This window comes from Ruegeria sp. P8, assembly GCF_056534665.1.
On the sequence record NZ_JBQERC010000005.1, the window covers coordinates 1 to 25893 of the forward strand.

23 protein-coding genes are annotated in these 25893 nt (G+C 58.6%); 10 read left to right on the top strand and 13 right to left on the bottom strand.

The window, feature by feature from the left end; all coding sequences use genetic code 11:
• Positions 1-191: 191 nt before the first annotated feature.
• Together dnaJ and dnaK are read right to left on the bottom strand one after the other, a co-directional pair.
• On the bottom strand, positions 192-1337 hold the full coding sequence (gene dnaJ, locus ACR0BZ_RS08810) for a molecular chaperone DnaJ (RefSeq protein WP_480538354.1): 1146 nt from the start codon (positions 1335-1337) through the stop codon (positions 192-194).
• A 74-nt stretch (positions 1338-1411) separates the two neighbouring features.
• Positions 1412-3319 carry a molecular chaperone DnaK gene (gene dnaK, locus ACR0BZ_RS08815; RefSeq protein ID WP_480482473.1) on the bottom strand — a complete coding sequence of 636 codons (1908 nt, stop codon included), beginning with the start codon at positions 3317-3319 and terminating at the stop codon, positions 1412-1414.
• 212 nt (positions 3320-3531) lie between these two features.
• Between dnaK and ACR0BZ_RS08820 the strand changes: the two genes are divergently transcribed.
• Complete coding sequence (locus ACR0BZ_RS08820) at positions 3532-4134, top strand: alpha-ketoglutarate-dependent dioxygenase AlkB family protein (RefSeq protein ID WP_480920027.1); 603 nt, start codon at positions 3532-3534, stop codon at positions 4132-4134.
• Here ACR0BZ_RS08820 and ACR0BZ_RS08825 read toward each other — a convergent pair.
• Positions 4131-4955, bottom strand: coding sequence for an ABC transporter permease (locus ACR0BZ_RS08825; RefSeq protein ID WP_267364436.1), 825 nt, complete (start codon positions 4953-4955; stop codon positions 4131-4133). The genes ACR0BZ_RS08820 and ACR0BZ_RS08825 overlap by 4 nt on opposite strands.
• Positions 4956-5077: 122 nt before the next feature.
• Between ACR0BZ_RS08825 and cysQ the strand changes: the two genes are divergently transcribed.
• The 7 genes from cysQ to ACR0BZ_RS08860 all read left to right on the top strand — a co-directional run bounded on the left by cysQ (position 5078) and on the right by ACR0BZ_RS08860 (position 13110).
• The gene (gene cysQ / locus ACR0BZ_RS08830) at positions 5078-5875 is read left to right on the top strand and encodes a 3'(2'),5'-bisphosphate nucleotidase CysQ (RefSeq protein WP_480920028.1); all 798 of its coding nucleotides are present in this window, start codon (positions 5078-5080) and stop codon (positions 5873-5875) included.
• Positions 5875-6675 (top strand): 3-deoxy-manno-octulosonate cytidylyltransferase family protein, encoded by an 801-nt coding sequence (locus ACR0BZ_RS08835; protein ID WP_480920029.1) that lies wholly within the window; start codon positions 5875-5877, stop codon positions 6673-6675. Before cysQ ends, ACR0BZ_RS08835 begins: the two co-directional genes overlap by 1 nt.
• A gap of 72 nt (positions 6676-6747) precedes the next feature.
• Positions 6748-7731: a UDP-glucose 4-epimerase GalE gene (gene galE, locus ACR0BZ_RS08840; protein WP_480920030.1), complete on the top strand. Its 984-nt coding sequence runs from the start codon at positions 6748-6750 to the stop codon at positions 7729-7731.
• Between the two features lie 7 nt (positions 7732-7738).
• On the top strand, positions 7739-8782 hold the full coding sequence (locus ACR0BZ_RS08845; protein ID WP_480920031.1) for a glycosyltransferase family 2 protein: 1044 nt from the start codon (positions 7739-7741) through the stop codon (positions 8780-8782).
• A 186-nt stretch (positions 8783-8968) separates the two neighbouring features.
• Complete coding sequence (locus ACR0BZ_RS08850) at positions 8969-9955, top strand: glycosyltransferase family 2 protein (RefSeq protein WP_480920032.1); 987 nt, start codon at positions 8969-8971, stop codon at positions 9953-9955.
• A complete protein-coding gene (locus tag ACR0BZ_RS08855) occupies positions 9952-11652 on the top strand; it encodes a DUF5927 domain-containing protein (protein ID WP_480920033.1) in 1701 nt (566 codons plus the stop codon). The genes ACR0BZ_RS08850 and ACR0BZ_RS08855 overlap by 4 nt, the downstream gene beginning before the upstream one ends.
• A 6-nt stretch (positions 11653-11658) precedes the next feature.
• On the top strand, positions 11659-13110 hold the full coding sequence (locus ACR0BZ_RS08860) for a nodulation protein NodH (protein ID WP_480920034.1): 1452 nt from the start codon (positions 11659-11661) through the stop codon (positions 13108-13110).
• Here ACR0BZ_RS08860 and ACR0BZ_RS08865 read toward each other — a convergent pair.
• The 8 genes from ACR0BZ_RS08865 to hslO all read right to left on the bottom strand — a co-directional run bounded on the left by ACR0BZ_RS08865 (position 13094) and on the right by hslO (position 22334).
• The gene (locus ACR0BZ_RS08865; RefSeq protein WP_480486947.1) at positions 13094-13612 is read right to left on the bottom strand and encodes a L,D-transpeptidase family protein; all 519 of its coding nucleotides are present in this window, start codon (positions 13610-13612) and stop codon (positions 13094-13096) included. The genes ACR0BZ_RS08860 and ACR0BZ_RS08865 overlap by 17 nt on opposite strands.
• 60 nt (positions 13613-13672) lie before the next feature.
• On the bottom strand, positions 13673-14458 hold the full coding sequence (locus tag ACR0BZ_RS08870) for an ion transporter (protein WP_480486945.1): 786 nt from the start codon (positions 14456-14458) through the stop codon (positions 13673-13675).
• A 21-nt stretch (positions 14459-14479) separates the two neighbouring features.
• Entirely contained in the window at positions 14480-15709 is a 1230-nt protein-coding gene (locus ACR0BZ_RS08875) for a class I SAM-dependent RNA methyltransferase (RefSeq protein ID WP_480920035.1), read from the bottom strand.
• A gap of 39 nt (positions 15710-15748) precedes the next feature.
• Complete coding sequence (locus ACR0BZ_RS08880; RefSeq protein ID WP_480831999.1) at positions 15749-17581, bottom strand: ABC transporter ATP-binding protein; 1833 nt, start codon at positions 17579-17581, stop codon at positions 15749-15751.
• Positions 17578-19416: an ABC transporter ATP-binding protein gene (locus ACR0BZ_RS08885; RefSeq protein WP_480920036.1), complete on the bottom strand. Its 1839-nt coding sequence runs from the start codon at positions 19414-19416 to the stop codon at positions 17578-17580. Before ACR0BZ_RS08885 ends, ACR0BZ_RS08880 begins: the two co-directional genes overlap by 4 nt.
• Positions 19417-19607: 191 nt before the next feature.
• Positions 19608-20762 carry a CCA tRNA nucleotidyltransferase gene (locus ACR0BZ_RS08890; protein ID WP_480773045.1) on the bottom strand — a complete coding sequence of 385 codons (1155 nt, stop codon included), beginning with the start codon at positions 20760-20762 and terminating at the stop codon, positions 19608-19610.
• Entirely contained in the window at positions 20759-21355 is a 597-nt protein-coding gene (locus tag ACR0BZ_RS08895) for a CoA pyrophosphatase (protein WP_480474374.1), read from the bottom strand. Before ACR0BZ_RS08895 ends, ACR0BZ_RS08890 begins: the two co-directional genes overlap by 4 nt.
• Positions 21348-22334, bottom strand: a complete 987-nt coding sequence (gene hslO / locus ACR0BZ_RS08900) for an Hsp33 family molecular chaperone HslO (RefSeq protein ID WP_480506871.1) — start codon at positions 22332-22334, stop codon at positions 21348-21350. The genes ACR0BZ_RS08895 and hslO overlap by 8 nt, the downstream gene beginning before the upstream one ends.
• 76 nt (positions 22335-22410) lie before the next feature.
• On the opposite strand from hslO, the gene ACR0BZ_RS08905 reads away from it, so the two are divergent.
• Positions 22411-22854 carry an NUDIX hydrolase gene (locus ACR0BZ_RS08905; RefSeq protein WP_267363745.1) on the top strand — a complete coding sequence of 148 codons (444 nt, stop codon included), beginning with the start codon at positions 22411-22413 and terminating at the stop codon, positions 22852-22854.
• On the opposite strand, the gene ACR0BZ_RS08910 is transcribed toward ACR0BZ_RS08905, so the two are convergent.
• Positions 22851-24125 carry a PP2C family protein-serine/threonine phosphatase gene (locus ACR0BZ_RS08910; RefSeq protein ID WP_480920037.1) on the bottom strand — a complete coding sequence of 425 codons (1275 nt, stop codon included), beginning with the start codon at positions 24123-24125 and terminating at the stop codon, positions 22851-22853. The genes ACR0BZ_RS08905 and ACR0BZ_RS08910 overlap by 4 nt on opposite strands.
• A 162-nt stretch (positions 24126-24287) precedes the next feature.
• On the opposite strand from ACR0BZ_RS08910, the gene ACR0BZ_RS08915 reads away from it, so the two are divergent.
• Positions 24288-24617 (top strand): Hpt domain-containing protein, encoded by a 330-nt coding sequence (locus tag ACR0BZ_RS08915; RefSeq protein WP_480920038.1) that lies wholly within the window; start codon positions 24288-24290, stop codon positions 24615-24617.
• Here the strand turns inward: ACR0BZ_RS08915 and ilvA are convergent.
• Positions 24614-25840 (bottom strand): threonine ammonia-lyase IlvA, encoded by a 1227-nt coding sequence (ilvA, locus tag ACR0BZ_RS08920; RefSeq protein WP_480920039.1) that lies wholly within the window; start codon positions 25838-25840, stop codon positions 24614-24616. The two genes, ACR0BZ_RS08915 and ilvA, sit on opposite strands and share 4 nt — an antisense overlap.
• Between the last annotated feature and the right edge of the window lie 53 nt (positions 25841-25893).

The window sequence follows — 25893 nt, forward strand, 5'->3', positions numbered from 1 at the left end:
ATTGACACTTTTGGTCAACTGATACGGCCAATTGAATGTCTTTTGGGAGTATTTTGCGAGGCTCTGCCTCGCGCTCCGGGATATTTAGAGCCAGATGAATAAAGGATCCCTGCTTCATCTGGCCGGAAATATCCCGGGGGAGGCGCCCGGAACGGGCGGCGGGGGCAGAGCCCCCGGGGTAACCCTGGTTGTCAGCTTTTCATGCCGTCCCAGAAGGATTTGACGGATGAGAAAAAGCTTTTTGATTCCGGGTGGTTGTCTTCGCCCAGATCATCAAACTCGCGCAGCAGTTCTTTTTGGCGGCTGGTCAGGTTGACCGGGGTTTCGACGGCCAGTTCGATGAACATGTCGCCAACACCGCCGCCGCGCAGCGCGGGCATACCTTTGCCGCGCAGGCGCATTTGCCGGCCCGACTGGCTGCCTGCCGGGATCTGCACCCGCCCACGGCCGCCATCGATTGTCGGAACCTCGATCGATCCGCCCAGCGCGGCCTTGGCCATGCTGACCGGTACACGGCAATAGAGGTTCACGCTGTCGCGTTCGAACAGTTTGTGATCAGACACTTCCACAAAGATGTAGAGGTCGCCCGGAGGGCCACCGCGCATTCCGGCCTCGCCTTCACCTGCCAGACGAATACGGGTACCGGTTTCGACACCAGCGGGGATGTTGACCGACAAGGCGCGATCTTTTTCGACGCGGCCTGCACCTTTACAGGATTTGCAGGGGTTCTTGATGATCTGACCCAGACCCGAGCAGGTGGGGCAGGTTCGTTCGACCGTAAAGAAACCCTGTTGCGCCCGTACCTTGCCCATGCCGGAACAGGTGGGGCAGGTTGTCGGCTCGACCCCGCCTTCTGCACCGGTTCCTTCGCAGGAGGAACAGGCCACGGCTGTCGGTACATTGATGGTTTTCTGCTGACCCGAATACGCCTCTTCCAGCGATACGCGCAGGTTATAGCGCAGGTCCGAGCCGCGCGCGGCGCGTCGACCGCCACCGCCACGTTGCCCACCCATGAAATCGCCGAACAGGTCGTCGAACACATCCGAGAACGCGCTGGAGAAATCGCCCTGCCCAAAGCCGCCGCCAGGTCGGCCACCACCGCCCATGCCGTTTTCGAACGCCGCATGGCCAAAGCGGTCATAGGCCGCCTTTTTGTCGGCATCGCGCAGCACGTCATAAGCCTCGTTGGCTTCCTTGAACTGCGCCTCGGCATCCGGGTTGTCCTTGTTGCGGTCCGGATGCAGCTCTTTGGCTTTCGTGCGAAAGCCTTTCTTGATCTCATCCGCCGAAGCGCCCTTGGACACGCCGAGCACTTCGTAATAGTCGCGTTTTGACATCAGTATTTCCTTCTGCCTCAACGTAAATAGGCCGGCCCGGCATCCGGACCGGCCTACATTGGCCCGGTTACCCGTTAGTTACGCTTGTCGTCGTCCAGATCTTCGAACTCGGCATCGACGATATCGTCATCACCATGTGCGGCATCTGCCGCGGCAGGCTCGTCCTCGGCCTCTTCGGACTGCGCCTTGTAGATGGCCTCACCCAGCTTCATCGCTGCTTCGGTGACGTTCTGGATGCCAGACTTGATCTTGTCGGCATTGTCGGTTTCCAGCTCGTCCTTGAGTGCGGCGATCGCCAGTTCGATAGCTTCGATCGTGGTCGGGTCGACCTTGTCGGCATGCTCTTCCATCGACTTTTCGGTCGAGTGGATGAGGCTTTCCGCCTGGTTCTTGGCGTCGACCAGCTCGCGGCGTTCCTTGTCGGCTTCCGCGTTCTCTTCGGCGTCCTTGACCATCTTTTCGATGTCTTCGTCGGACAGACCGCCCGATGCCTGGATGGTGATCTTCTGTTCCTTGCCGGTGCCTTTGTCTTTGGCCGAAACCGAGACAATGCCGTTGGCGTCGATGTCGAAGGTCACCTCGATCTGGGGCATGCCACGCGGTGCGGGCGGGATGTCTTCGAGGTTGAACTGACCGAGGATTTTGTTGTCCGCAGCCATTTCACGCTCGCCCTGGAACACGCGGATGGTCACGGCGTTCTGGTTGTCCTCGGCGGTCGAGAAGACCTGAGACTTTTTCGTCGGGATCGTGGTGTTGCGGTCGATCAGGCGGGTGAACACGCCACCCAGCGTCTCGATGCCCAGCGACAGCGGGGTTACGTCCAGCAGAACCACGTCCTTGACGTCGCCCTGAAGAACACCGGCCTGAATGGCGGCACCCATGGCAACCACTTCGTCCGGGTTCACGCCTTTGTGCGGCTCTTTGCCGAAGAACTTCGTGACCTCTTCGATCACTTTCGGCATCCGGGTCATACCACCGACCAGAACAACTTCGTCCACGTCAGCGGCCGACAGACCGGCATCTTTCAGAGCAGCCTGGCACGGCTTCATCGACTTCTTGATCAGGTCACCGACCAGGGATTCCAGCTTGGCACGGGTCAGTTTCATGACCATGTGCAGCGGCTGACCGTTCGAACCCATCGAGATGAACGGCTGGTTGATCTCGGTCTGCGAGGTCGAGCTGAGTTCGATCTTGGCTTTTTCCGCGGCTTCTTTCAGACGCTGCAGGGCCATCTTGTCAGCAGACAGATCGACACCGTGTTCCTTTTTGAACTCATCCGCCAGGTAGTTGACGATGCGCATGTCAAAGTCTTCACCACCCAGGAAGGTGTCGCCGTTGGTCGATTTGACCTCGAACAGGCCGTCGTCAATTTCCAGAATGGTCACGTCGAAGGTACCGCCACCAAGGTCATAGACTGCGATGGTTTGGGTTTCCTGCTTGTCCAGACCATAGGCCAGAGCGGCAGCTGTCGGTTCGTTAATGATCCGCAGCACTTCCAGACCGGCGATTTTACCGGCGTCTTTGGTGGCCTGACGCTGTGCGTCGTTGAAGTATGCGGGAACGGTGATGACCGCCTGCGTGACTTCCTCACCCAGATAGCTTTCCGCTGTTTCCTTCATCTTACCCAGAGTGAAGGCCGAGATCTGGCTTGGGGAGTATTTTTCACCGCGGGCCTGAACCCACGCGTCGCCATTGCCACCATCAACGATGGTATAAGGCACCATTTTCTTGTCTTTTTCGACTTCGGCATCATCCACACGACGGCCGATCAGGCGCTTGACGCCAAAGATCGTGTTGTCGGGGTTGGTGACCGCCTGACGCTTTGCAGGCTGACCGACCAGTCGCTCATCTTCAGTGAAGGCGACGATCGAGGGCGTGGTCCGCGCCCCTTCGGCGTTTTCGATAACCTTCGGCTGCGAACCGTCCATGATGGCCACGCACGAGTTTGTGGTCCCGAGGTCAATCCCGATTACTTTTCCCATTTTTGCAATCCCTTTCTCTTCAAGGCGATGTCTCGACGACAGGACCCGTTACGGCATCCCGCCCCCGATCTGATGTGCGCGACAGCACTACCATCGCGCGTCCCGGCGTATATAAGGGCGAGACCTGAGGCCTGCAAGCACCGTAGAACGCAGGTTTTAGGGATTCTGATGCCTTTTTTGGCAAGGAATTGGAAAGGATTGGGGTTTCCGGAATGGCGCGATTGGTTTTGCGGGGGTTCGATATCAGGAAAGGTTATCTTGATCCTGCGGCCCAGTCGCGGGTGATCGCGGATTTGCGCCCGATTCTGAAAGCTGCGCCCCTGTTCCGGCCTGTTACCCCCTCGGGCAAGGAGATGTCGGTTCGGATGACCTCGGCCGGTGATCTGGGTTGGGTGACCGACAAGGCAGGATACCGATATCAGGATCAGCACCCCAAAGGTGGAATATGGCCGGAAATCCCCGCCACCATTCTGGATATCTGGCGTGATCTGGTCAGCACCGAGCGGGCCCCCGATTGCTGTTTGGTCAACTATTACGGGGAAGGCGCAAAAATGGGCCTGCACCAGGACAAGGACGAGGCAGATTTTTCATGGCCCGTCCTGTCGGTTTCGCTGGGCGACGATGCCTTGTTTCGGATTGGCAGCACGACGCGCGGCGGCAAGACCGAGTCGATCTGGCTGAGCTCGGGGGATGTTGTTGTCATGGGCGGTCCGGCGCGGCTTGCCTATCATGGTGTGGATCGGATCAGGTTCGGATCCTCGCGCCTGCTGCCCAAAGGCGGGCGCATAAATCTTACGCTGCGGGTGGCGCGTTAGCGGCGCGCATTCCAGCTTTTCGACACGTGCTGACGGGTAAAGAACTCACCCATAAGACCGATCATCAACAGGGCGATTCCAACCCAGGCCGCGTATTCCCAGCTGGTGTTTCTTGGATAATAGTTGCGGAACACGAACCCGCGGGTCTGGTCGATGATGTGAAACAGCGGGTTCCAGGCAAACATCATCAACAGCCCGCCACCCAATGCGTTCGCAATGAACATCTTGCCGGAAAACACCATGTTCAGACGGCGATATATATTGGTTAGCATCGAAACGGTCGTCGGGGCCCACGGTTTCAACGCCATGAACACAAGCCCCACCGCGCAGCCGGTAAACCAAGCCAGCACCAGCATTGCGAAGGCGCCGCCGGGGTTCTGCACCTCAAGCGGAGCAACCGCGACACTGTAGACGAACAGGATGATGAACATGGCCAGCAGAAACTTATAGAATGTGCTGAAGGCCGCCGCGAGAATCGTGACCATTACGTTCATCGGCGAATGCAGCATCATCGGGTTATTGGATGACCCAACCCCGGAAATCGCGCCAATCGATTGTATGTGCAACATGAACGGGAACACGCCCGACAGGACATACAGCAGAAATTCGCCCCTGATCCTGGCGACCCCGCCCCGGCCCATCAGCGACATGAGCAGATAGAACGTGACCATCATCACCAGCAATTGCACAACGTTGAGCAGGATCGCGATCACCGCATTCGGATGCTGCGCGCGCACGTTCCGCACCACCGCGTGGAACACCAGTTCCGCAGTCGTCAGTGCACCGCCCAGCAGCGTTTGATTGCGCTTGTAATAGAACACTTAAAGGGTCTTTCCTGCCTCGTCGTCCCTAACCTGGCATGAATATCTTGCCGTTCGGTAACCGTCGCATCATAAGTCGGTCACGAGTTTGGATCAACAAACCACAGGAACGGAGCATTTTTGTGACCTACGACGCGCTTATTCCCGTCATCCGGCGTCTGGCCCTTGAGGCAGGCGACAGGATCATGGAAATCTACGAGGCAGACGATTTCGACGTCAAAGTCAAATCAGACTCCAGCCCTGTGACCGAGGCGGATGAGGCAGCCGATGCGCTGATTTCAGCCGGGTTGCGTCAGGCGTTCCCCGATATCCTGCTAATCACCGAAGAACAGGCCGCCTCGCATTCCGAAAAGGGGGATACCTTTTTGATTGTCGATCCGCTGGATGGCACCAAGGAATTCATCAACCGCCGTGGCGATTTCACCGTCAACATCGCACTGGTCGAGAACGGAACGCCGACACGGGGCGTGGTCTATGCCCCAGCGCGGGGTCGCATGTTCTATACGCAGCCCGATGGTCAGGCGGTCGAGGAAACGGGCGCGTTTGACAAGGGTGCACCCGGCACCCTGACCCCAATATCAGTCTCTAACCCTGACAATTCCGCGCTTTTGGTCGTGGCGTCAAAGTCGCACCGGGATCAGGCCACCGAGGATTACATCAACAAGTATCAGGTCAGGGACAGCAAAAGCGCGGGATCGTCTCTCAAGTTCTGTTTGGTTGCGACGGGCGAGGCGGATCTTTATCCGCGGGTCGGGCGCACGATGGAGTGGGACACGGCGGCAGGGCACGCGGTACTGGCCGGGGCCGGAGGCCGGATTGTTCGGTTTGACGATCACGCGCCGCTTGTCTATGGCAAAGAGGGCTATGCGAACCCGTTTTTTGTCGCGTACGCTCCGGGTGTTAAGCTGAAGGAGGCCTGATGTCAGTTCTGATCGCCATCCCCGCGCGCTATGCCTCGACCCGGTATCCGGGCAAGCCTTTGGTGCCGCTGACCGGCGCGACCGGCGTTTCGATGACACTGATCGAACGGTCCTGGCGGGCAGCCACTTCTGTTGCGGGCGTGGACCGGGTTGTGGTCGCAACCGATGACGACCGCATCCGCGAACTGTCCGAAGGCTTTGGCGCCGAGGTGGTGATGACCTCGGAAAATTGCCAGAACGGCACCGAACGCTGCGCCGAGACGCACAAGGTTCTGGGCAGCGGATATGACATCGTGGTCAACCTTCAGGGCGATGCACCCCTGACACCGCATTGGTTTGTCGAAGACCTGATCACAGGGCTGCGCGCGGCACCCGACGCTGGCGTAGCCACACCCGTCCTGCGTTGCGACGGGGACGCTTTGAACAGCCTGCTGAACGACCGAAAACATGGCCGTGTTGGCGGAACAACCGCCGTGTTCGGGCGCGACAACAGCGCGATGTATTTCTCGAAAGAGGTCGTGCCCTTCACGTCAGAAACCTTTGGCGGGGATGAACCCACGCCGGTGTTTCACCATGTCGGCGTCTATGCCTATAGGCCTGATGCGTTGGCGGCCTATCCGGGCTGGCCAACAGGCCCTCTGGAAAAGCTGGAAGGTCTTGAACAGCTCAGATTCATGGAAAATGGCCGCAAGGTTCTGTGCGTCGAGGTTGACGCCAAGGGCCGTCAATTCTGGGAGCTGAACAACCCGCAGGACGTGCCCAAGATCGAAGAGATGATGGCCGCGATGGGGCTGGAATAGCCGGTTTTTGCCCATGACGCCCCGCGGTTTCCATATCTCGATGACAGGCAATCTGGTTCCAAAGGACGTTTCATGAAACCAATCCTCGTGACCGGTGGTGCCGGATATATCGGGTCGCATGCCTGCAAGGCGCTTGCGCAGGCGGGTTATGTTCCGGTGACCTACGACAATCTGGTCACCGGGTGGCAGGAGGCGGTGAAATACGGGCCGTTTGAACAGGGCGACCTGTTGGACCGGGCACGCCTGGACGAGGTATTTGCCAAGCATAAGCCGGTTGCGGTGATGCATTTTGCGGCGCTCAGCCAGGTGGGCGACGCGATGCGGCAGCCCGGGTTGTACTGGTCGAACAATGTCACCGGATCGTTGACGCTGATCGAGGCTGCGGTTGCGGCGGGCTGTCTGGATTTCGTGTTCTCGTCCACATGCGCCACCTATGGCGAGCATGACAATGTGGTGCTGGACGAGGCCACCGCCCAACACCCGCTGAATGCCTATGGTGCATCAAAGCGCGCGATCGAGGACATCCTGAGGGATTTCGAAGCGGCCCATGGGCTGCGCCATGTCATTTTCCGGTATTTCAACGTTGCTGGTGCCGATCCCGAAGGCGAAGTGGGCGAGTTTCACCGGCCTGAAACCCATCTGATCCCCCTGATGCTGGATGCGATTGATGGCAAGCGCGAGGGTTTGACCGTTTTTGGCACCGATTACGAAACGCCCGACGGCACATGTATTCGCGATTATGTCCATGTCTGTGATCTGGTCGACGCACATGTTCTGGGGCTGGGCTGGTTGGAACAGGGTAAAGAAAGCCGTGTTTTCAATCTGGGCACCGGCTCGGGGTTTTCCGTGCTTGAGGTGATCGAGCATTCCAAATCCGTCACCAACCGCCCTGTGCCATATTCGGTCGGCGCCCGACGGGCGGGCGATTGCACCAAGCTGGTGTCCGGTTCCGTCCGCGCCCAAACCGAACTGGGATGGAAGCCGAAAAGGTCAACGTTAGAGACGATGATTGCGGATGCCTGGCGCTGGCATCAGAACGGCCACTACGAGAAATGAGGCCCCTGTGACGTCCAATACGGTTCAGACACTTCCTGATATCGGTTGGCGACAGGAATACCGGTTGCGCTGGAAACGGCGACGCCTTCTTTGGCGCTCGATGCGCAGCCGCCATCAACTGACCTGCCTGAAAGATCAGACAAGCAGAATACGGGGCGGCGACGTGCTGGCCTTTACCACCTTGCGCAATGAAATCGCCCGCCTGCCCTGGTTCTTCCACCACTATCGCCAGCTGGGCGTGAGCCATTTTCTGATCGTCGACAACGGCAGCGATGACGGCTCGGCTGAATTTCTGCAGGATCAACCGGATGTGTCCCTTTGGCAGACCCGGTCCAGCTATAGCGGATCACGCTTTGGGCTGGACTGGCTCAGCTGGCTACAGATGCGTTACGGCCATGGCCACTGGTGCCTGATGGTCGACGCGGATGAGTTGCTGGTTTATGCCCGGCACGACCGCCATTCCCTGCATGAGCTCACAGAATGGCTGGACCGGCAGGGGCGGGCCGGGTTTGGCGCATTGATGCTGGATCTGTATCCAAAAGGGCCGTTGGGCAGACAAACCTATGACCCGGAAACGGACCCGACCAAGGTGCTGAACTGGTTTGACGCAGGACCGTATCGCGCGCAGCGGCAAAGCCCGATGGGAAACCTGTGGGTTCAGGGCGGCGCACGCGAGCGGGTGTTTTTTGCCCAGACACAGCAGCGATCCCCGACGCTGAACAAGATCCCGCTGATGCGCTGGTCGCGGCGATATGCCTATGTAAACTCGTGCCATTCCGCCCTGCCCCGCCGCCTGAACGCATTGTATGACGGGCCAGCCGGCGACACCCCGTCCGGCGTTCTGCTGCACACGAAATTTCTGCCGGACATTATTGAAAAATCCAAAACTGAAAAGCTGCGCCGCCAGCATTTTCATGACCCGAACCAGTTCGGCGCGTATTACGATCAGATACTCAATCAACCAGACATGTGGACCCCGCAATCGGTGCGCTATGCCGGCTGGTCGCAGTTGCTGGAGCTGGGGCTGATGCGTGACGGCGGCTGGTGTTGAAAACAAATCCAAAGGGATCAACGGCACCTTTACCACTTCCGGGGTTTAAAAAAGTTGCCTCAGAAGAGGTAGAAGTGGCATAAACCGACAATGCCCTGTCGCAACCAACGGTCGCGGCGGGTTCGGGGAAAGCTCGCGTTATAATAAAGGTTGGGCAGTCGCGTGAGCCTGTTTGATTCATACAAGATGAGATTGCGGCGCAAGCGCCGTATTCTGCGCTGCCTCAGACGTCGGCGCGAACTTAAGCCCGCCAGCAACAACACGTCTGCCATCCGCCGCGACGATATCCTGTTGATGAGCGTTGTGCGAAACGAGAAAATTCGGCTGCCCTATTTTATGGAATATTACCGCAAACTGGGCATCGACCATTTTCTGTTCATCGACAATGACAGCGATGACGGCAGTTTCGAATTCCTGAAACAGCAGTCCGATGTATCGGTCTGGCGGACGACTACCAGCTACAAACGTGCCAGCTATGGTCTGGACTGGTCAAATTACATTCTGCGCAAATACGCGCATGGACATTGGGTTCTGAGCGTCGACCCGGATGAGTTTTTCATCTACCCCTTCTGCGACACCCGCCCGATCCGCGCCCTGACAGACTGGCTGGACGGAAGTGCCGTACGCAGCTTCGGCACCATGCTGATCGACATGTACCCCGAAGGACCCGTGGATGCCGAAACCTATCGCGAGGGGCAGGATCCCTTTGAGATTGCGCGGTGGTTCGATCCGGGGAATTACACGATCACCAAGAACCCGGATTACAAGAACCTGTGGATTCAGGGGGGTGCGCGGGCGCGTGTGTTCTTTCGCGACAAGCCATCCAAAGCCCCGGCACTGAACAAGATCCCGCTGGTCAAATGGGATCGCCGGTATGTCTATGTCAGCTCGACCCACTCGCTTTTGCCGCGCGGGCTGAATCAGGTGTACGACGAATGGGGTGGGGAAAAGGCCAGCGGCTCGTTGCTTCATGCCAAGCTGATTGACACCCTTGGCGACAAGGCGCGTGAAGAATTGCAACGCCGCCAGCATTATAGCGGTTCGGGCGAATACGAGGCCTATGCCGCACAGCTTGAAGACAAGCCCGTATTCTGGTGCGAGTGGTCCGAGGCCTATATCAACTGGCGGCAGCTTGAGATTCTGGGCCTGATGTCAAAGGGAAACTGGGCATGAGCGGTCTGGGCGTCGTCATGCTGGTTCATACCTCGCTGGACCGGGCCGAACAGGTCGCGCGCCATTGGACCGCTGCGGGATGCCCTGTTGTGATCCATGTGGATCGCAAAGTACCGGGTGAAGAATACGCGCGATGTGTTGCGTCCTGTTCAGACAATCCCCGGATCGCATTTTCCGACCGGCATCAATGCGACTGGGGCGGGTGGGGCATCGTTGCCGCCTCACAAAGCGCGTCCGAACTGATGCTGGAGCAATTTCCCGAAACGCGCCACGTCTTCCTGTCGTCCGGGGCCTGCCTGCCGCTGCGCCCGGTTCAGGAGCTGATTGATTACCTGGACGACCGGCCTCGTGTCGATTTCATCGAAAGCGCGACAACGTCTGATGTCAGTTGGACAATCGGCGGATTGGATCATGAACGGTTCACGCTGCGGTTCCCTTTTTCCTGGCGAAAACAGCGCGGATTGTTCGACGCATATGTAAAGCTTCAGCGCGCGGTCGGGTTTCGCCGGAAAATTCCCGACGGTTTGGTCCCGCATATGGGCAGCCAGTGGTGGTGCCTGACCCGTCAAACACTGTCTGCCATTTTGCAGGACCCCAAGCGCAAACAATATGACAGTTACTTCCGCCATGTGTGGATCCCGGATGAAAGCTATTTCCAGACATTGGCGCGGCTGTATTCCACACATATCGAGAGCCGATCCCTGACCTTGTCCAAGTTCGACTATCAGGGCCGCCCGCACATATTCTACGACGATCACCTGCAATTGCTGCGGCGGTCAGACTGTTTTGTTGCCCGCAAAATCTGGCCTCGTGCGGAACGGCTGTATCAGGCGTTTCTGACCGATCAGGCCAGTGCGATGAAACCGGCCGAACCCAATCCCGGCAAGATTGACCGCGTGTTTTCCAAGGCGGTCGAGCGGCGGACAAGGGGGCGTGACGGGCTGTACATGCAAAGCCGGTTTCCCCGGCACGGCAGTGAAAACGGCCTTACCTCGTCACCCTATTCCGTATTTCAGGGCTTTTCCGAACTGTTTGAAGATTTCGAAGAATGGCTGGCCGCGGCCACTGGCACACGCGTGCACGGGCACCTGTTCGGACCAGAGCGTGCAGAATTTGCAAAGGGTGAAACCATCACAAACGGTGCGCTCAGCGATTGTGCTTTGCTGCGGGATTACAATCCGACGGCCTTTCTGTCGAACCTGATCTGGAACACACGCGGCGAACGCCAGTGTTTCCAGTTCAGCCCCCGCGACACACAGGACATCAACTGGTTTCTGGCGCGGGACAAGAATGCGCAAATCTCGGTCATCACCGGGGCCTGGGCAATTCCGCTGTTCCGGTCGAACCTGAACTTCTCGGACATCCGGAGCGAGGCCGCGCGTCTGCAACAGATCGAAACCAAACAGCTTGAGGTTTTGACCTCGGTCTGGACCAAGGCGCGGATGCGCAGCTGGTCGCTGGCCGATTTCCTTGAAGCACCGATGGAGCCCCTGCAGACAATCCTGGACGAGATTGGCGCGCATCAGTCCAGCCACCTGACAGAAGCGCCCACAATGGTCGATCTGTCCGGCTTCGGGAAGTTCCTGCAAAACCTCAAGAACCAGGGTATGCACCCTTACCTGATGGGCGATTTTCCTTCGGACGATGTGTTCGGCCGTCAGACGAAACCCTATCGCAAACCCTATCTGGTGCAGTAATCACCCATGCCAGCCAATTTTGACTACTTCGTTGTTCTGGCTGCCATGCGCACAGGGTCGAACCTGCTTGAGGCCAATCTGAACGCGCTGGAAGGGGTTTCCTGCCATGGCGAAGCCTTCAACCCGCATTTTGCCGGCAACCTGAAGTCCGATACCCTTCTGGGTCTGTCGCTGGAAGACCGCGACGCAGATCCGATGCGGCTGTTGAAGGCAATCAGGTCGGCACCGGGCGACTTGAACGGTTTTCGGTATTTCCAGGACCATGACCCACGCATTCTGAAGCCAGTGCTGAACGATCCACGCTGTGCCAAGATCATTCTCACACGCAATCCGCTGGACAGTTTTCTGTCCCTGAAAATCGCACGCGCCACGCAGCAATGGCTGCTGAAGAACGTGAAGCGCCGCGTCGATGCCCAGGTTGCATTCGACGGGCTTGAGTTTTCTGAGTATCTCGATCAGGTCCACGGCCACCAACACATGTTGCAGCGGCATTTACAGAAAACCGGTCAGACTGCCTTTTTCATCACCTATGACGACCTGGCCGAGTTGGACGTTCTGAACGGTCTGGCCGCATGGCTGGGGGTTGAGGCGCGGCTGAGCAAGCTGGACGATACTCTGAAACCGCAAAACCCGGCACCTGCCGTATCGAAGGTCACCAACCCCGATGAGATGCAAGACGCTCTGTCCAGGCTGGACAGGTTCGGATTGCACCAGCCCACCCGTTTCGAGCCAAACCGAGGGGCGGCGGTACCGCAATATATTGCCGCAGCCACATCAAATTTGATGTATTTGCCCATTCGCGGCGGAATAGAGCCTGTTATCTCGCAATGGATGGCCGAGCTGGATGGCTGTTCTGCGGACGATCTGGTCACAAACCGGAACCGCAAGGAAATCCGCGCCTGGATGCAAGACCACCCCGGACACCGGAAGTTCACCGTGTTGCGCCACCCGCTGGCACGGGCGCATTCGGCGTTTTGCCAGTACATTCTGGATACCGGGCCTGGCAGTTACAAGATGGTTCGCAATTACCTGCGCAACCGCCTTGACCTGCCGATCCCCGGGCAGGTGCGCGACACCAATTACTCGGTCGAACAGCATCGGGATGCGTTTCTGGCGTTCCTCGGGTTCCTGCGCATGAACCTCAACGGTCAGACGCCGATCCGCGTTGACGGGACGTGGTGCAGCCAGTCCCGCACGCTGGATGGTATTGCCAGCTTTTTGATGCCGGACCTGATTCTGCGGGAAGAAGAGCTGACCACGGCTCTGCCGGATCTGGCCCGCTCAACAGGCCACCCCAATCCGCCGGTTCCCGGCCCGTGCGCGCAAGATGTTCCGTTTACGCTGGATCAGATCTATGACGAACAGCTTGAAGCGCTGGCATCCGAGGTCTACCAGCACGACTATGAAACATTCGGGATTGCAGCGTGGGCGCCTGTGCCCCCTAAGGGCGCAGGGTGATCAGCGTCCCTCGGTTGACCATCGCATAGATTTCTTCGATCTCGTCATTCTTGACCGCGATGCATCCCGCGGTCCAATCCGGAGTTTTCTTGGCGCGTTTGAACTCGGATCGTAGATTTGGCTGCCCGTGAATGAAGATGTCCCCACCGGGATCAACTCCCGCAGCCTTAGCCTTGGCGATGTCCTGAGAGTTGGGATACGATATCCCGATAGACAGGTGATACCGGCTGTTGGGGTTGTGCCGATCGATCAGGTAACTTCCTTCGGGCGTGCGGCCGTCTCCGCGTTTGGTTTTTGTGCCCTGCGGCGCAAATCCCAGATCCACATCATATTCCTTGAGGACTTTTTCGTGGTGCAACAAATAAAGTTTGCGCGCGCCCTTGTTGACCACCAGCGAGGTGACCTCGGGCCCATCATAAGTCAGAAAATTTGGTCGGGCTGATGCACAAGCCGATAGGCCCAGCGTTGCTACCGCCCCCAATCCGAATGCTCGACGATCCATGTTTCACTGCCTGCTTTGTTTTTTTGGGGCTTATTATGCCAAAAAACGCGAAAACTGAAATCACTTTTTGATGTTCAAGTTTTCGGTCAGATGCCGCTCGATGCTCTCCAAGCGTTCCAGAACCTCATCACGATACGCATCAGTTTTGACCTCATCCTCTGCATGGTGCGCGTCCTGCATGGAATTTACGATCAGACCCACCAATAGGTTCACCACCGCAAAGGTTGTGACCATAATGAAGGGGACGAAGAACAGCCAGGCATAGGGATAAACCTCCATCACCGGGCGGACGATCCCCATCGACCAGCTTTCAAGCGTCATGATCTGAAACAGTGTATAGGCCGACAGGCCAAGATCGCCGAACCAATCCGGGAAGGTTGCCGAGAACAGCTTGGTCGAGATCACGGCACCGATATAAAACAGAATTGCCATCAGCAGGAAAACACTGGCCATTCCCGGTAGGGCCGAGATGAACCCTTCAACCACCCGGCGCAGTCTTGGCGCAACGGAAATCACGCGCAATACCCGCAGGATTCGCAGGGCTCGCAGAACGGAAAGACCTCCGGCGCTGGGAACAAGCGCAATGCCGACGATCAGGAAATCGAAATTGTTCCAGCCGTTTGTGAAAAACCTGCGTCCGGTCGCGGTCAGCTTCATGGCGATTTCCGCCACAAAGATCGCAAGGCACAGCTTGTCCAGCATCACGATCAGCGGCCCGGCGGCTTCCATCAGGGTCGGCGACGTCTCCATCCCCAAAAGCACTGCGTTAAAGATGATGACAGCCGTTATGAATTGCCCGAATGCAGGCGCTTCGATGATGTTCAGCAGACGCTGTCTGAAACCCATGGGTCGCTTTCTCCTGTCTGATCAAGATGCGGCGTTCAGGGTAAACCGCGCAGCAAGTTCCGTATGTGACGACCATCGAAACTGGTCAACGACCTGCACCCATTCAAGGGTATAGCCAGCGTTAACCAATATTTTTGCATCGCGCGCGAAGGTGACGGGGTTGCACGAGACATAGGCAATCACCGGGCGTCTGGCCTGTTCCAGCTCGGCCACCTGTGCCTCGGCACCAGCGCGGGGCGGGTCCAGAACGACTGCGTCAAACGATTTCAGTTCATCCGGCATCAATGGACGACGGAACAGGTCGCGGGCCTCGGTCGTCACGCGTTTCAGACCTTGCGCCCTGCGCCAGCCCTGATCCAGCGCCTGCACCATGTCCGCGGCACCTTCGACCGCGTGAACCTCGGCTTTTTCTGCCAGAGGCAATGAGAATGTGCCGCTGCCCGCAAACAGGTCAACAATTCGTTTCGCACCCCGTGTTGCCTCGGAAACGGCCTGTAATAGAGCCTGTTCTCCGTCCTTGGTCGCCTGAAGGAAGGCACCGGGTGGTGGCGTGACGGCGGCGGCCCCAAAGCGCTGAACCGGAGCGTGGCGCATGGCGATCACTTCACCATCCCAGCTGAGCCGCGCCAGACCATGTTTTTCGGTTTCCTGCGCGAGTGCCAGTTCCAGCGGCCCATCCAGGGGCTTGCCGCCCTTGACGGCCACATCCAGCCCGCCTTCGGACAGGGTGAGCGTGACGGCCAAGACGCCCTTGCGGCTGCCGCCCAGAACCGCCAGCGCCTCGGCCACGGGAATTGCGGCGATCAGGGCCGGGTCAAGCAATAGGCAATCCGGGATTTCGGTGATCGTATCCGATGCACGTCCATGGAACCCGGCCAATGTACCTTTCTTGGTCCGCCTGACGGCAATCGTGGCGCGTCGGCGTGAGTGTTCGGGAGATGTGTGTGTCGGACGCATCGGCGCCTCAAGCCCCTGCGCGAACAGGGCGTTGCGGACAATGCTCAGCTTCCAGTCGGCGACAAACGCGTCGGAGGCGTGTTGCAGCTGACAGCCGCCGCAGGCTTTGTAATGGCGGCACGGGGCTTTCACCCGGACATCAGACGGTACTTCGACGCGGATATCGGTCAGCACCTGATCAACAAGGGTGCCGCTGACAACCTCACCCGGAAGGGTGCGCGGAGCGTAAATGGGCCCATCAGCGATGCCGTCGCCCTGATGGCCGAGCCGGGTGATTGTGTATTTCTGCGTCATGAGGGGCCTGATAGCCGGGCTTTGGGTTCAACAAAACCCTTATTCGGCAGCTTCCGCCTGAATGAAACCACCAGATTGCCGATGCCAGAACCGGGCATAAAGCCCGCCCTGATCCAAAAGATCCTCGTGCGTTCCGGTTTCCACGATTTGCCCCTGATCCAGAACGATGATCCGGTCCATCTCGCTGAGCGTCGACAATCTGTGGGCGATGGCCAGAACGGTTTTGCCCTGCATCACCCGATGAAGCGCCGATTGAATCGACGCCTCGACCTCGGAATCAAGGGCTGAGGTTGCTTCGTCCAGAACCAGAATTGGCGCATCCTTGAGAATGGCGCGTGCAAGGGCGATCCGTTGCCTTTGGCCACCGCTGAGCTTTACGCCACGCTCGCCCAGATGAGCGTCATAGCCGGTGCGGCCATGGCCATCCTTGAGGCTCAGGATGAAGTCATGCGCTTCGGCCTTGATTGCTGCTTCGATCAACTCGGCCTCGGACGCGTCCGGGCGACCATAGAGGATGTTTTCGCGGGCGGACCGGTTGAACATCGCCGTTTCCTGCGTGACCATGCCGATCTGGCGGCGCAAACTGTCCTGCGTGACCTGCGACACGTCCTGCCCATCGATGCAAATAGCGCCATTTTCCCTGTCATAGAGCCGAAGAAGCAGCGAAACGAGCGTTGATTTACCCGCCCCTGAGGCGCCGACAATCCCCAGCTTCTCGCCCGGTTTCACAGTCAGCGTCAGGTCCGTAACACCGCCCACATCCCGGCCGTATGCAAAACTGACATCTTCAAACGAGATGGATCCTTCGGTCACATCAAGATCCTTCGCGCTGCGCGCATCTTCGACCCTGTCCCGTCTGGCCAGCGTCTTCATCCCATTTTCAATCTCACCCACATTGGCATAGAGGCCCATCAACGTGAAGCTGACCCATCCGGTCATCTGCGAAATCCGGACCGACACCGCGCCAGCGGCAACGATGTCACCTGCGGTTGCCATTCCGAACTGCCATAACCACAGCGTCGCCCCCAGCAGGAGAACAGGCAGAATGCCGGCAAGCGCCATCAGGACGAACCGGAAACTGGCCGACAGCTTGCCGAACGCCAGTGATTTTTTCCGCAGCTCGACCATTGAATGCCGCGCGGCCTGATCTTCGAAATCCGAGTGTGCAAAAAGCTTGACGGTTTTGATGTTGGTGATCGTGTCAACCACCTGCCCCGAAACCATCGCCCGCGCCCCGGCGCGTGCGGCCGAGCGCATGCGAATACGCGGCAGGTACCAGCGCACAAGCAGGAAATAGACCACCAACCAGGCCGCAAAAGGCAGCATCACCAAAGGATGAATAGACCCTAACAAAAGCAAAGAGCCCACCAGCGACGCCAATGCAAACACTATCGCACTGATCGTTTCGGACACGACCGAGGCCATGGCGTTCGACGTCTGCATCTGTTTCTGGGCGATGCGCCCGGCGAAATCATCGTCGAAATAGGTGACAGACTGGCCCAGCGTCCAGCGGTTCAGCTTGGCCAGCACCAAAGGCGTGATGTTTGGCATCACGATATAGTTGTTCGAAATTGAAGACAGCCCAAACAGGATCGGGCGCAGCAGCATGAAAAACACCACCGCCCCAAAGATCATCCACATATTCCCGGCGGTCATGAAATGCTCGGGCCCGCTGGATGTTGCCACATCGATCACACGCCCCAGAATCCACGCTGTTCCAGCCTCCATCGCGCCAGCCAGCGCCGAAAAGAAAGCGGCGACAAACAGCATAGGCCAGGCGCCCGAAAGGCTCCAGCGAATAAACGCCCCCAATGTCTGTGGCGGGGGCGTTTCAGTGGTCCTGAACGGATAGATGAGATCGGCGATCTTCATTCAGCGGCCTCCGGGTTCATGAAGCCGCCAGATTGCCGCGCCCAGAACTGCGCGTAAAGGCCGCCTTGTGCCAACAGATCAGAATGCGCGCCCTCTTCGACGATGCGGCCACCATCCATCACCAGAATGCGGTCCATTTGCGCAATGGTGCTGAGCCGGTGCGCGATGGCAATCACGGTCTTGCCCAGCATCATTCCGTAGAGCGTTTCCTGAATTGACGCTTCGACCTCGGAATCCAGCGCCGATGTCGCCTCGTCCAGCAAAAGGATTGGTGCGTCCTTCAGGATTACGCGGGCCAGCGTTACCCGCTGCCGCTGACCACCGGACAACTTTACGCCCCGCTCACCCACATGCGCGTCATACCCGGTGCGCCCCTGCGGGTCTTGCAGGTCAAGGATGAACGCATGCGCTTCGGCCTGTTTGGCTGCGGCAATCATCTGCGCCTCGGTCGCATCCGGGCGACCGTAAAGGATGTTGTCACGCACAGACCGGTGCAGCAGCGCACTGTCTTGCTGGACCATGCCGATATGGCTGCGCAGGCTGTCCTGCGTGACGCCCGCAATGTTCTGATCATCGATCAGAATGGCACCGCGTTCGACGTCGTAAAACCGCAAAAGCAGTTTTACCAGAGTCGATTTCCCGGCACCCGACCGCCCAATGAGACCGACCTTTTCACCGGGCTGAATGGTCAGGTTGATGTGGTCAAGCCCACCAGCCTCGCGCCCGTAATGGTGCGAGAGATCCCGGATCTGAATTTCTCCTCTGGTCAACCGCAGGGGTTTGGCTTCGCGCGCGTCAAGCAGGTCGATGGGCTGGGCAATGGTCTCCATCCCCTCGGCCACGATACCAAGCTGGCGGAAGAAGCTGGTCAGCGCCCACATGATCCATCCGGTCATGGCGTTCAGGCGCAGGGTCAGTGCGGTTGCTGCCGCGACGACACCAACCGAAGCGGAACCCTGCATCCACAAGGCAATTGCCCAGCCCACGACACCCACGATCAGCACCCCGTTTAGGGTGACCAGAACCGCATCCATGATGGTGAAGATCCGCATCTCGATCTGGAATGTCCGGCGGGTTTCCTCGATCGCTTCGCGGGCATAGTCCAGCTCTTGCGGGCCGTGCGCGAACATCTTGACGGAATGAATGTTTGTATAGCTGTCCACGACGCGGCCCGTAACGGTTGACCGCGCATCGGATGCCGCCTTGGACGCCGGCCCGACACGGTGAACCGTCCAGCGCACCAGCATCGCGTAGAACGCAAACCAGATCAGCAGCGGGATTAGCAGACGCGCATCCGCCGCATAAAGCAGGATTGCCGCCCCGATCAGGTAGGCCAATGAAAAGGAAATCGCATCAAAGACCTGAAAGATCACCTCACCCGCCGCGGGCGGTGTCTGCATGATCCGGTTCGCAATCCGTCCGGCAAAATCATTCTCGAACCAGCCAACCGACTGACGCAGTACGTGCTTATGGGCGCGCCAGCGGATCAGAGTGCCAAAGTTCGGCAGAATCGTGTTGTTCAGGATCAGTACGTCGACCAGATGCAACAAAGGGCGCAGAAACAGGACAAAGGCCGCGATCAACAGCAGCTCGGTCCCGTGGTTCTGCCACACCTCGGTTGGTGTGCCGCCCAACAGGTCAACGACACGACCCATATAATAGATCAACCCAATCTCGACACCGGCGACGATAATGGAAATCAGCGCAGCCCAGACAAACACCCGATAGAACGGGCGCGAATAGTCCAGCAGAAACGGCCACAGCCGGGTCGGCGGCGCGTCAGCCTCATGATAGGCGACAAAAGGGTCAACAAGGTTTTCGAAATAGCGAAACATGGAGTGTGCTCCGATTGAGCAAAGAAAAAGACGTGCGAAGACAGATGGCGCCTGAACACCACCCTTTACGGGGCAAGTGTCCCGGCTTTAGCCGAACCAGATCCCGTAATACATTCGCATTCCTCCATCCATGTGACGGGCGCACCTAACCACAATGGACCAAAGTTGTCATCCCCTTTTGAGACTAAGCATTAACTTGCAAGCAAGTCCTCGCGCGACAGCGCAAAACCCGACGCGATCCACCGGCTTTCAAGCTCGGCCAGCTTTTGGCCCAGCGCCGGGCCGGTAAACCCGGGGATCAGGTCTTTGGCTTGTATCGGGAAACGCGCGGCTGCGCCTGCGTGCAGGTCCTGTCTGAAGCTTTCGGACCAGGGCTGTTCGAAAAACGCGCACCGCAAAAGGGTTTTGTTCAACCCGCCTTCGTCACCATACCGATAGCCCAGTTCAGCCACGCTGGTGGTTGACTGCGCTTCGGTCCGCATTCCGGTCAGGCGTTGCAGTTGCGAACGGCTCAAGCGCAGGGTTGCGGCGTCATCGGGCGTCGCGATGGCCGCCAGACGGCGCAGGGGGTTCGACTCGGCACCTGCCGCATGTTCCAAAGCGACCAGAGGTGCCAGTGACCGGTCATCCGCGCCTGGCAGCAATTGCGCCAATACGCCTGTGCTGCGCATCGTCGCAATGGCCGGGGCCGGATCAGGCGCGCCCAGCAGTTTCAGCAGTTCCGCCCCGACGCGTTCCCGCGACAACGAGGTCAGCCCGTCAAGATTGGCACCAATGGCAGCCAGCGCGTCCGGGTCGAAACCGGCATCCGGGTCGCCATACCATGCGTGAAACCGGAAATAGCGCAGTGACCGCAGATAGTCTTCGCGAATGCGGTCCTCTGCTTCACCGATGAACCGCACCCGCCGGGCCCGAAGGTCGGGAAGCCCGCCAAGCGGGTCTAACACAGTGCCATCGGGCCTTGCATAAAGTGCATTCATGGTAAAATCGCGCCGCGCAGCATCTTCTTCGACGTGATCGGAAAAGGCGATGACAGCGCGGCGACCATCGGTTTCGACGTCACGCCGGAAAGTGGTGATCTCGTGCGGGATACCGGCGCTGACCACTGTAATCGTGCCATGGTCGATACCGGTGGGGATGGCCTTGAGGCCGGCAGCCTGCGCCATCTCGACAACCTGTTCAGGCCGGGCATCAGTGGCAATGTCGATATCCGACACCGGCGCGCCCAGCAGCGCATTGCGCACGCACCCACCCACAAAAAGCGCCTGCGCCCCGGATGAGGTCAGGGCGGCGCATACCTTTTGGGTCGCCGGTTCGCTGACCCAAAGCTCCTCAATCTGCATCATTCATTCACCCGCGCTGCAAGCCCGCGCAATATGCGGGCCGTCGCACCCCATATGTAATAAGGGCCGTACGGAACTGTGTAATATCTGCGTTTTTGTCCGCGCCAACGGCGCGATTCCACCAGATAATTCTTGGGATTCAAGAGATGCGCAAGGGGGGTCGAAAAAACTTCGTCGACTTCGCCGGGTTCCGGAACAGGTTGAAATCCCTTTCGAAGAACGGCCACCACGGGTGTGACCGTGAATGAAGTGACAGTTTCATGCGTCGGCAGGTAACCCAGAATTTCGGGAAGGTCCGCGGGAAGGCCGATCTCTTCCTGTGCTTCGCGCAGGGCCGTTGCCGTGACATCCGCATCCCCTTCGTCCTGTTTGCCACCGGGAAACGCGATCTGACCCGGATGATGCTTGAGGGCCGAGGACCGTTTCGTCAGGATCACCCGAGGGGTGTCATCCGCAAGCGAGATTGCAACCAGAACCCCCGCCGGGCGCAGGCGACGCCCGGGCGGCAGGGAAGTGTCCGGGTTCAGGTCAAAGTCGCTGGACCCGTGACCGGGACGGCGCAGCGCCGTCCGGATCTGTTCAATCGGGTCAAGCACCCTTGCGGTCTTCGGCTTCAAAGCCAACTGTTGACGGATCGAGCACGTAATGTGCGCCGCAGAACTGGCAATCGGCAGTGACCTGACCTTCGGGCGTCGTCATCTTTTCGAGGTCCTTTGCCGAATAGATCGACAGGCTCTGCCGCACCCGGTCTTCGGAGCAGGTGCAGCCAAACTGCACGGACTGCGCATCATAGACCCGTGGCTGTTCTTCGTGGAATAGCCGGACCAACAATTCAGTCGGCGCAATTGAAGGACCGATCAACTCAAGATCCTCGACTGTGTCCAGCAGGATATTGACCCGGCCCCAGTTTTCGCCCTCTTCGCCGTCGACCAGATCGCTGGCGGTCAGAATCTCGCCATTGCCTTCCCCCGAGGCGGCGAATGGCGAGGCTTTGGGCATATGCTGCAACATGATACCACCGGCACGCCAGTGTTCATTCACGCCGGGCTCGGTCGATTTGCCAAAGCTCAGTGAGAACCGGGTTGGCAGCTGTTCGGACTGCGCAAAATAGGCCTCGGCGCAGGCGCTGAGAGAGGCCCCGGTCAGCGGCGTGATACCCTGATAGGGCTGCGTGCCTTTGCCCTGATCTATCATGATGGCAAAGTACCCCTCGCCCACTTGGTCGAAGGGTGCTGAATTGGTTAGACGTTCACGGTCAAAGCTGGCATAGGCCCGGATCTGCGCAGGGTGGCCTTCGGTCTTGGGTGCGTAATAGTCGGTCGCAATCATGCGCACCGGCCCCTTGGACTGCACCTGCAACGACAGCTTCCAGCGCAGCGCAACCGTCTGCCCGATCAATGCGGTCAGCAGGGCCATCTCGGCCACCAGCGCCTCGACCTGTTCGGGGTAGTCATGCTGCTTCAGGATGCCATCCAGCACACCATCCAGACGAGCCACACGGCCACGCATATCCGATACATCGAGTTGAAAGGGCAGGACGGTATCGTCCCACGCGATTTTCGTTCCAAGAGACATGGGGTTTCCTTACGCGCCACAGGTTGGCATACCGGCACCATATAGGTCGAACAGATTAGGTTGTAAGGGGCCATACATGATCAGGCGGTTCGGTGAAACCCCAGAGCCGGGGCGGAAATACACGCGACGGGTCGGTGTTTACGCACTTTTGCCCCGCAGAAGTCACCTTTTGCTGACCTGCCAGACAGAACCCGGACCCGACCTGCAATTGCCCGGCGGAGGTATTGATCCGGGCGAATCACCCGTTACCGCCCTGCATCGCGAAGTCTTTGAAGAAACCGGGTGGCTTATTGCGGCGCCCCGGCGGATTGGTGCCTTTCGGCGCTTCACCTATATGCCGGAATATGACCTGTGGGCCGAGAAGGTCTGCCTGATCTATCGCGCCCGCCCCGTGCGACGCATAGGCCCGCCGACTGAGGCGTTTCACGAAGCGCTGTGGATGGAAACTGCTGACGCCGTCGGTTTACTGGGAAATGACGGTGACCGGCACTTTGCCGAATTGCATCTCGGGTCGCTTTAAAGTCCGTTATATTCAAAAAAGACGGCCGAGACATCATCGCCGATGCCGTCTTTAGGTGACATCACTTGCGTCAAACGCCAGAACATGTCGTCCAGAAACTCTGACCCGCCCCTTTCCGACATGCTCTGTTGGGCCATCTGACGCAAACCGTCTTCTTCCAGCAAGCCACCACCAGCCAGTTGGCATTCGGTAAACCCGTCCGAGTACAACAGCAGCTTGTCGCCGGGCTGCATCTGCGTCTCGATTTGTTGAAAGCGCGCATCTTCGATCAATCCTATGGGCAAGCCTCCGTCACCAAGAAACTCGGCGCGGCCACCCTGCCGCAGCAACAGGGGGTGCGGATGCCCGGCCTGTACCATTTTCAGATGCCCGTTGCGCAGGTCGACGATGGCGTAAACCATGGTAAAATACTCTTCGATACCCTCATCGGCCATCAGGCGGGAATTGAGCGTTTCAGCCACGTATTTCGGTGGAAGAAGTGCGTAAAACTTGTCGAACCTCCGCTCCATCGCGACGTTCTGATCGAAATGCTTGCTGGACAGGTACCCCCCCAATCGCGCCGTCATCATGGCCGAGGTGATACCATGGCCGGATACGTCGATGCTGTAGAACCCAAGCCGGTTCACCCCGGGCGAGAACATCCCCACCAGATCACCGCCGATATGACCACAGGGTTTCAGCAACAGACTGACCCGCGATTTGCCGAATGTCCGGGTCAGTTCGGGAACCAGCGATTCCTGAATTTTCCGCGCCTGCATCAGGTCCTTGTCGATCGCGTCATGCGCAAGCCTGAGTTCCTTGAGCGCGGATTCGATCAGGCGGTTTTTCTGGGAGAGCTCGCGCTGCATGTCCAGAATGCGCGCACCAGCTGAAATCCGGGCGCGCAGTTCGTCCGCCTCAAGCGGCTTGATCAGAAAATCGTCGGCCCCGGCATCCAGACCGCGCGCGACTTCCTGCTTTTCGCTTTTGGATGTCAGAAGGATGAAATAGCTGTATTGATCCGTTTCCAAGGCCCGAAAGGCACAGCAGAATTCAAGGCCGCTCATCCCCGGCATGACCCAGTCGCTCAGCACAAGATCGGGCGGATTATCGACACAAAGCGCCAAAGCGGCATGGCCTGTATCGGCCTCGATCACCTCGAACCCCCATTTCCTGAGCGAGGCCACCAGAATGCGCCGTTGCAGGCGGCTGTCATCCACCACCAGCACCGTGCGGATCGCGCCGAAATCCAGATCAGTTCTGGTTTCCTCAAGACTCGCCCCCGGCACCATTTACCCTCTGCTCTGATGAGTTTCGTCACTTATGGCGAACCTATCGCCGACTGATTTAACATCCGGTGAAGAGTGACGATTGCCGAAGCGTGGCCCCGTTAACCTGCTTTTTACCGGACGCGTCTATTCAGAACCATGACCATTCATTAGCTGGTGTATAGGATGATCCACTGGGCCAGAGTCAGGCAGTTGCGGGATGAAGTCGGCCCCGAGGAATTCGATGAGGTGGTGGAGATATTTCTGGAAGAAGTGCAGGACGTGATCACCCGCCTGCGCCGCGACACCAACCGGGCCGAGCTGGAACAGAACCTGCATTTCCTGAAAGGCAGCGCGTTGAGCCTGGGGTTCGATCAATTCTCGAAACTCTGCCAGGATGGGGAACGGCAGGCCGCAGCAGGGCAAGGGGCCGAGGTTGATCTGCCGGCGCTTTTGGCCGCTTTCGACAGCTCGAAAACCAAGTTTGAGGCTGAGCTGAATGAGAACCTGAGCTAGATCACGAACTGTGCCAGCGTCTCGTCCTCGGTGATGTCGGTATAGGTGAACCCGGCATCGTCCAGATGGGCAAACAGGCGCATAAAGTTTTCGGGCTTGCGGGTTTCGATCCCGATCAGAACCGAGCCGAAATTGCGCGCCGATTTCTTCATGTATTCGAACCGCGCGATATCATCCTCGGGGCCGAGAATATTCAGGAATTCCTTCAGGGCGCCGGGTCGCTGCGGCAGGCGCAGGATGAAGTACTTTTTCACACCGGAATACCGCTGCGCACGTTCCTTGACCTCGGGCAGGCGTTCGAAATCGAAATTGCCACCGGATGTCAGGCAGACCACGGTCTTTCCACGAACAAAGCTTTGGATATCGCCGACTGCCTCGATCGCCAGCGCCCCCGCAGGTTCCAGCACGATGCCTTCGACATTCAGCATCTCGATCATGGTGGTGCAGATACGGTCCTCGGACAGGACCAGAACGTCCGACAGGTGACGTGATTTCAACAACTCGAACGGCTTTTCACCGATCCGCCCGACTGCCGCGCCATCGACAAAGGTATCCACATGGTCCAGCGAAACAGGATGCCCCGCGGCCAGAGCTGCGCGCAGACAGGCCCCTCCGGCCGGCTCGACGAACAGGCAATGGGTGCGGTCCCCGAACCATGTGGCCACGCCGGCGGACATGCCGCCGCCACCCACGGGAAGCACAACGTGATCGGGCGCACCGCCCATCTGCCTTTCGATTTCAACCGCCAGCGAGGCTTGCCCTTCGATCACATCGGCATCGTCAAAAGGCGACAGGAAATACCCGCCCTGCTGCGTGCACCATGCCTGAGCAGCGGCGAGCGTGTCATCGAAATAGTCACCGATCAAATGAATCTCGACGTTATCCCCGCCAAAGATCCGCGTTTTCTGGATCTTCTGCTGAGGCGTCGTGACCGGCATGAAGATCACGCCCCGGACCCCCATATGCTGGCACATATAGGCTACGCCCTGCGCGTGATTGCCCGCGCTGGCACAGACGAACAGGTCCTGTCCCTGTTGCTTGCGCATGGCGTTAAAGGCACCGCGGATTTTGTAGGACCGCACCGGGCTCAGGTCTTCGCGCTTGAGCCAGATATCCGCCCCGTAACGGTCGGACAGGTGGGCATTGCGCTGCAACGGCGTTGCCGGGAAGACAGAGCGCATCGCCTTTTCGGCGGCGCGGGCGCGGGTCATGAAGTCGGTCATTCCCGCCTCCCTGCCCCATCAGCGTGATAAGGGCAAGGAATACATATGTGTAC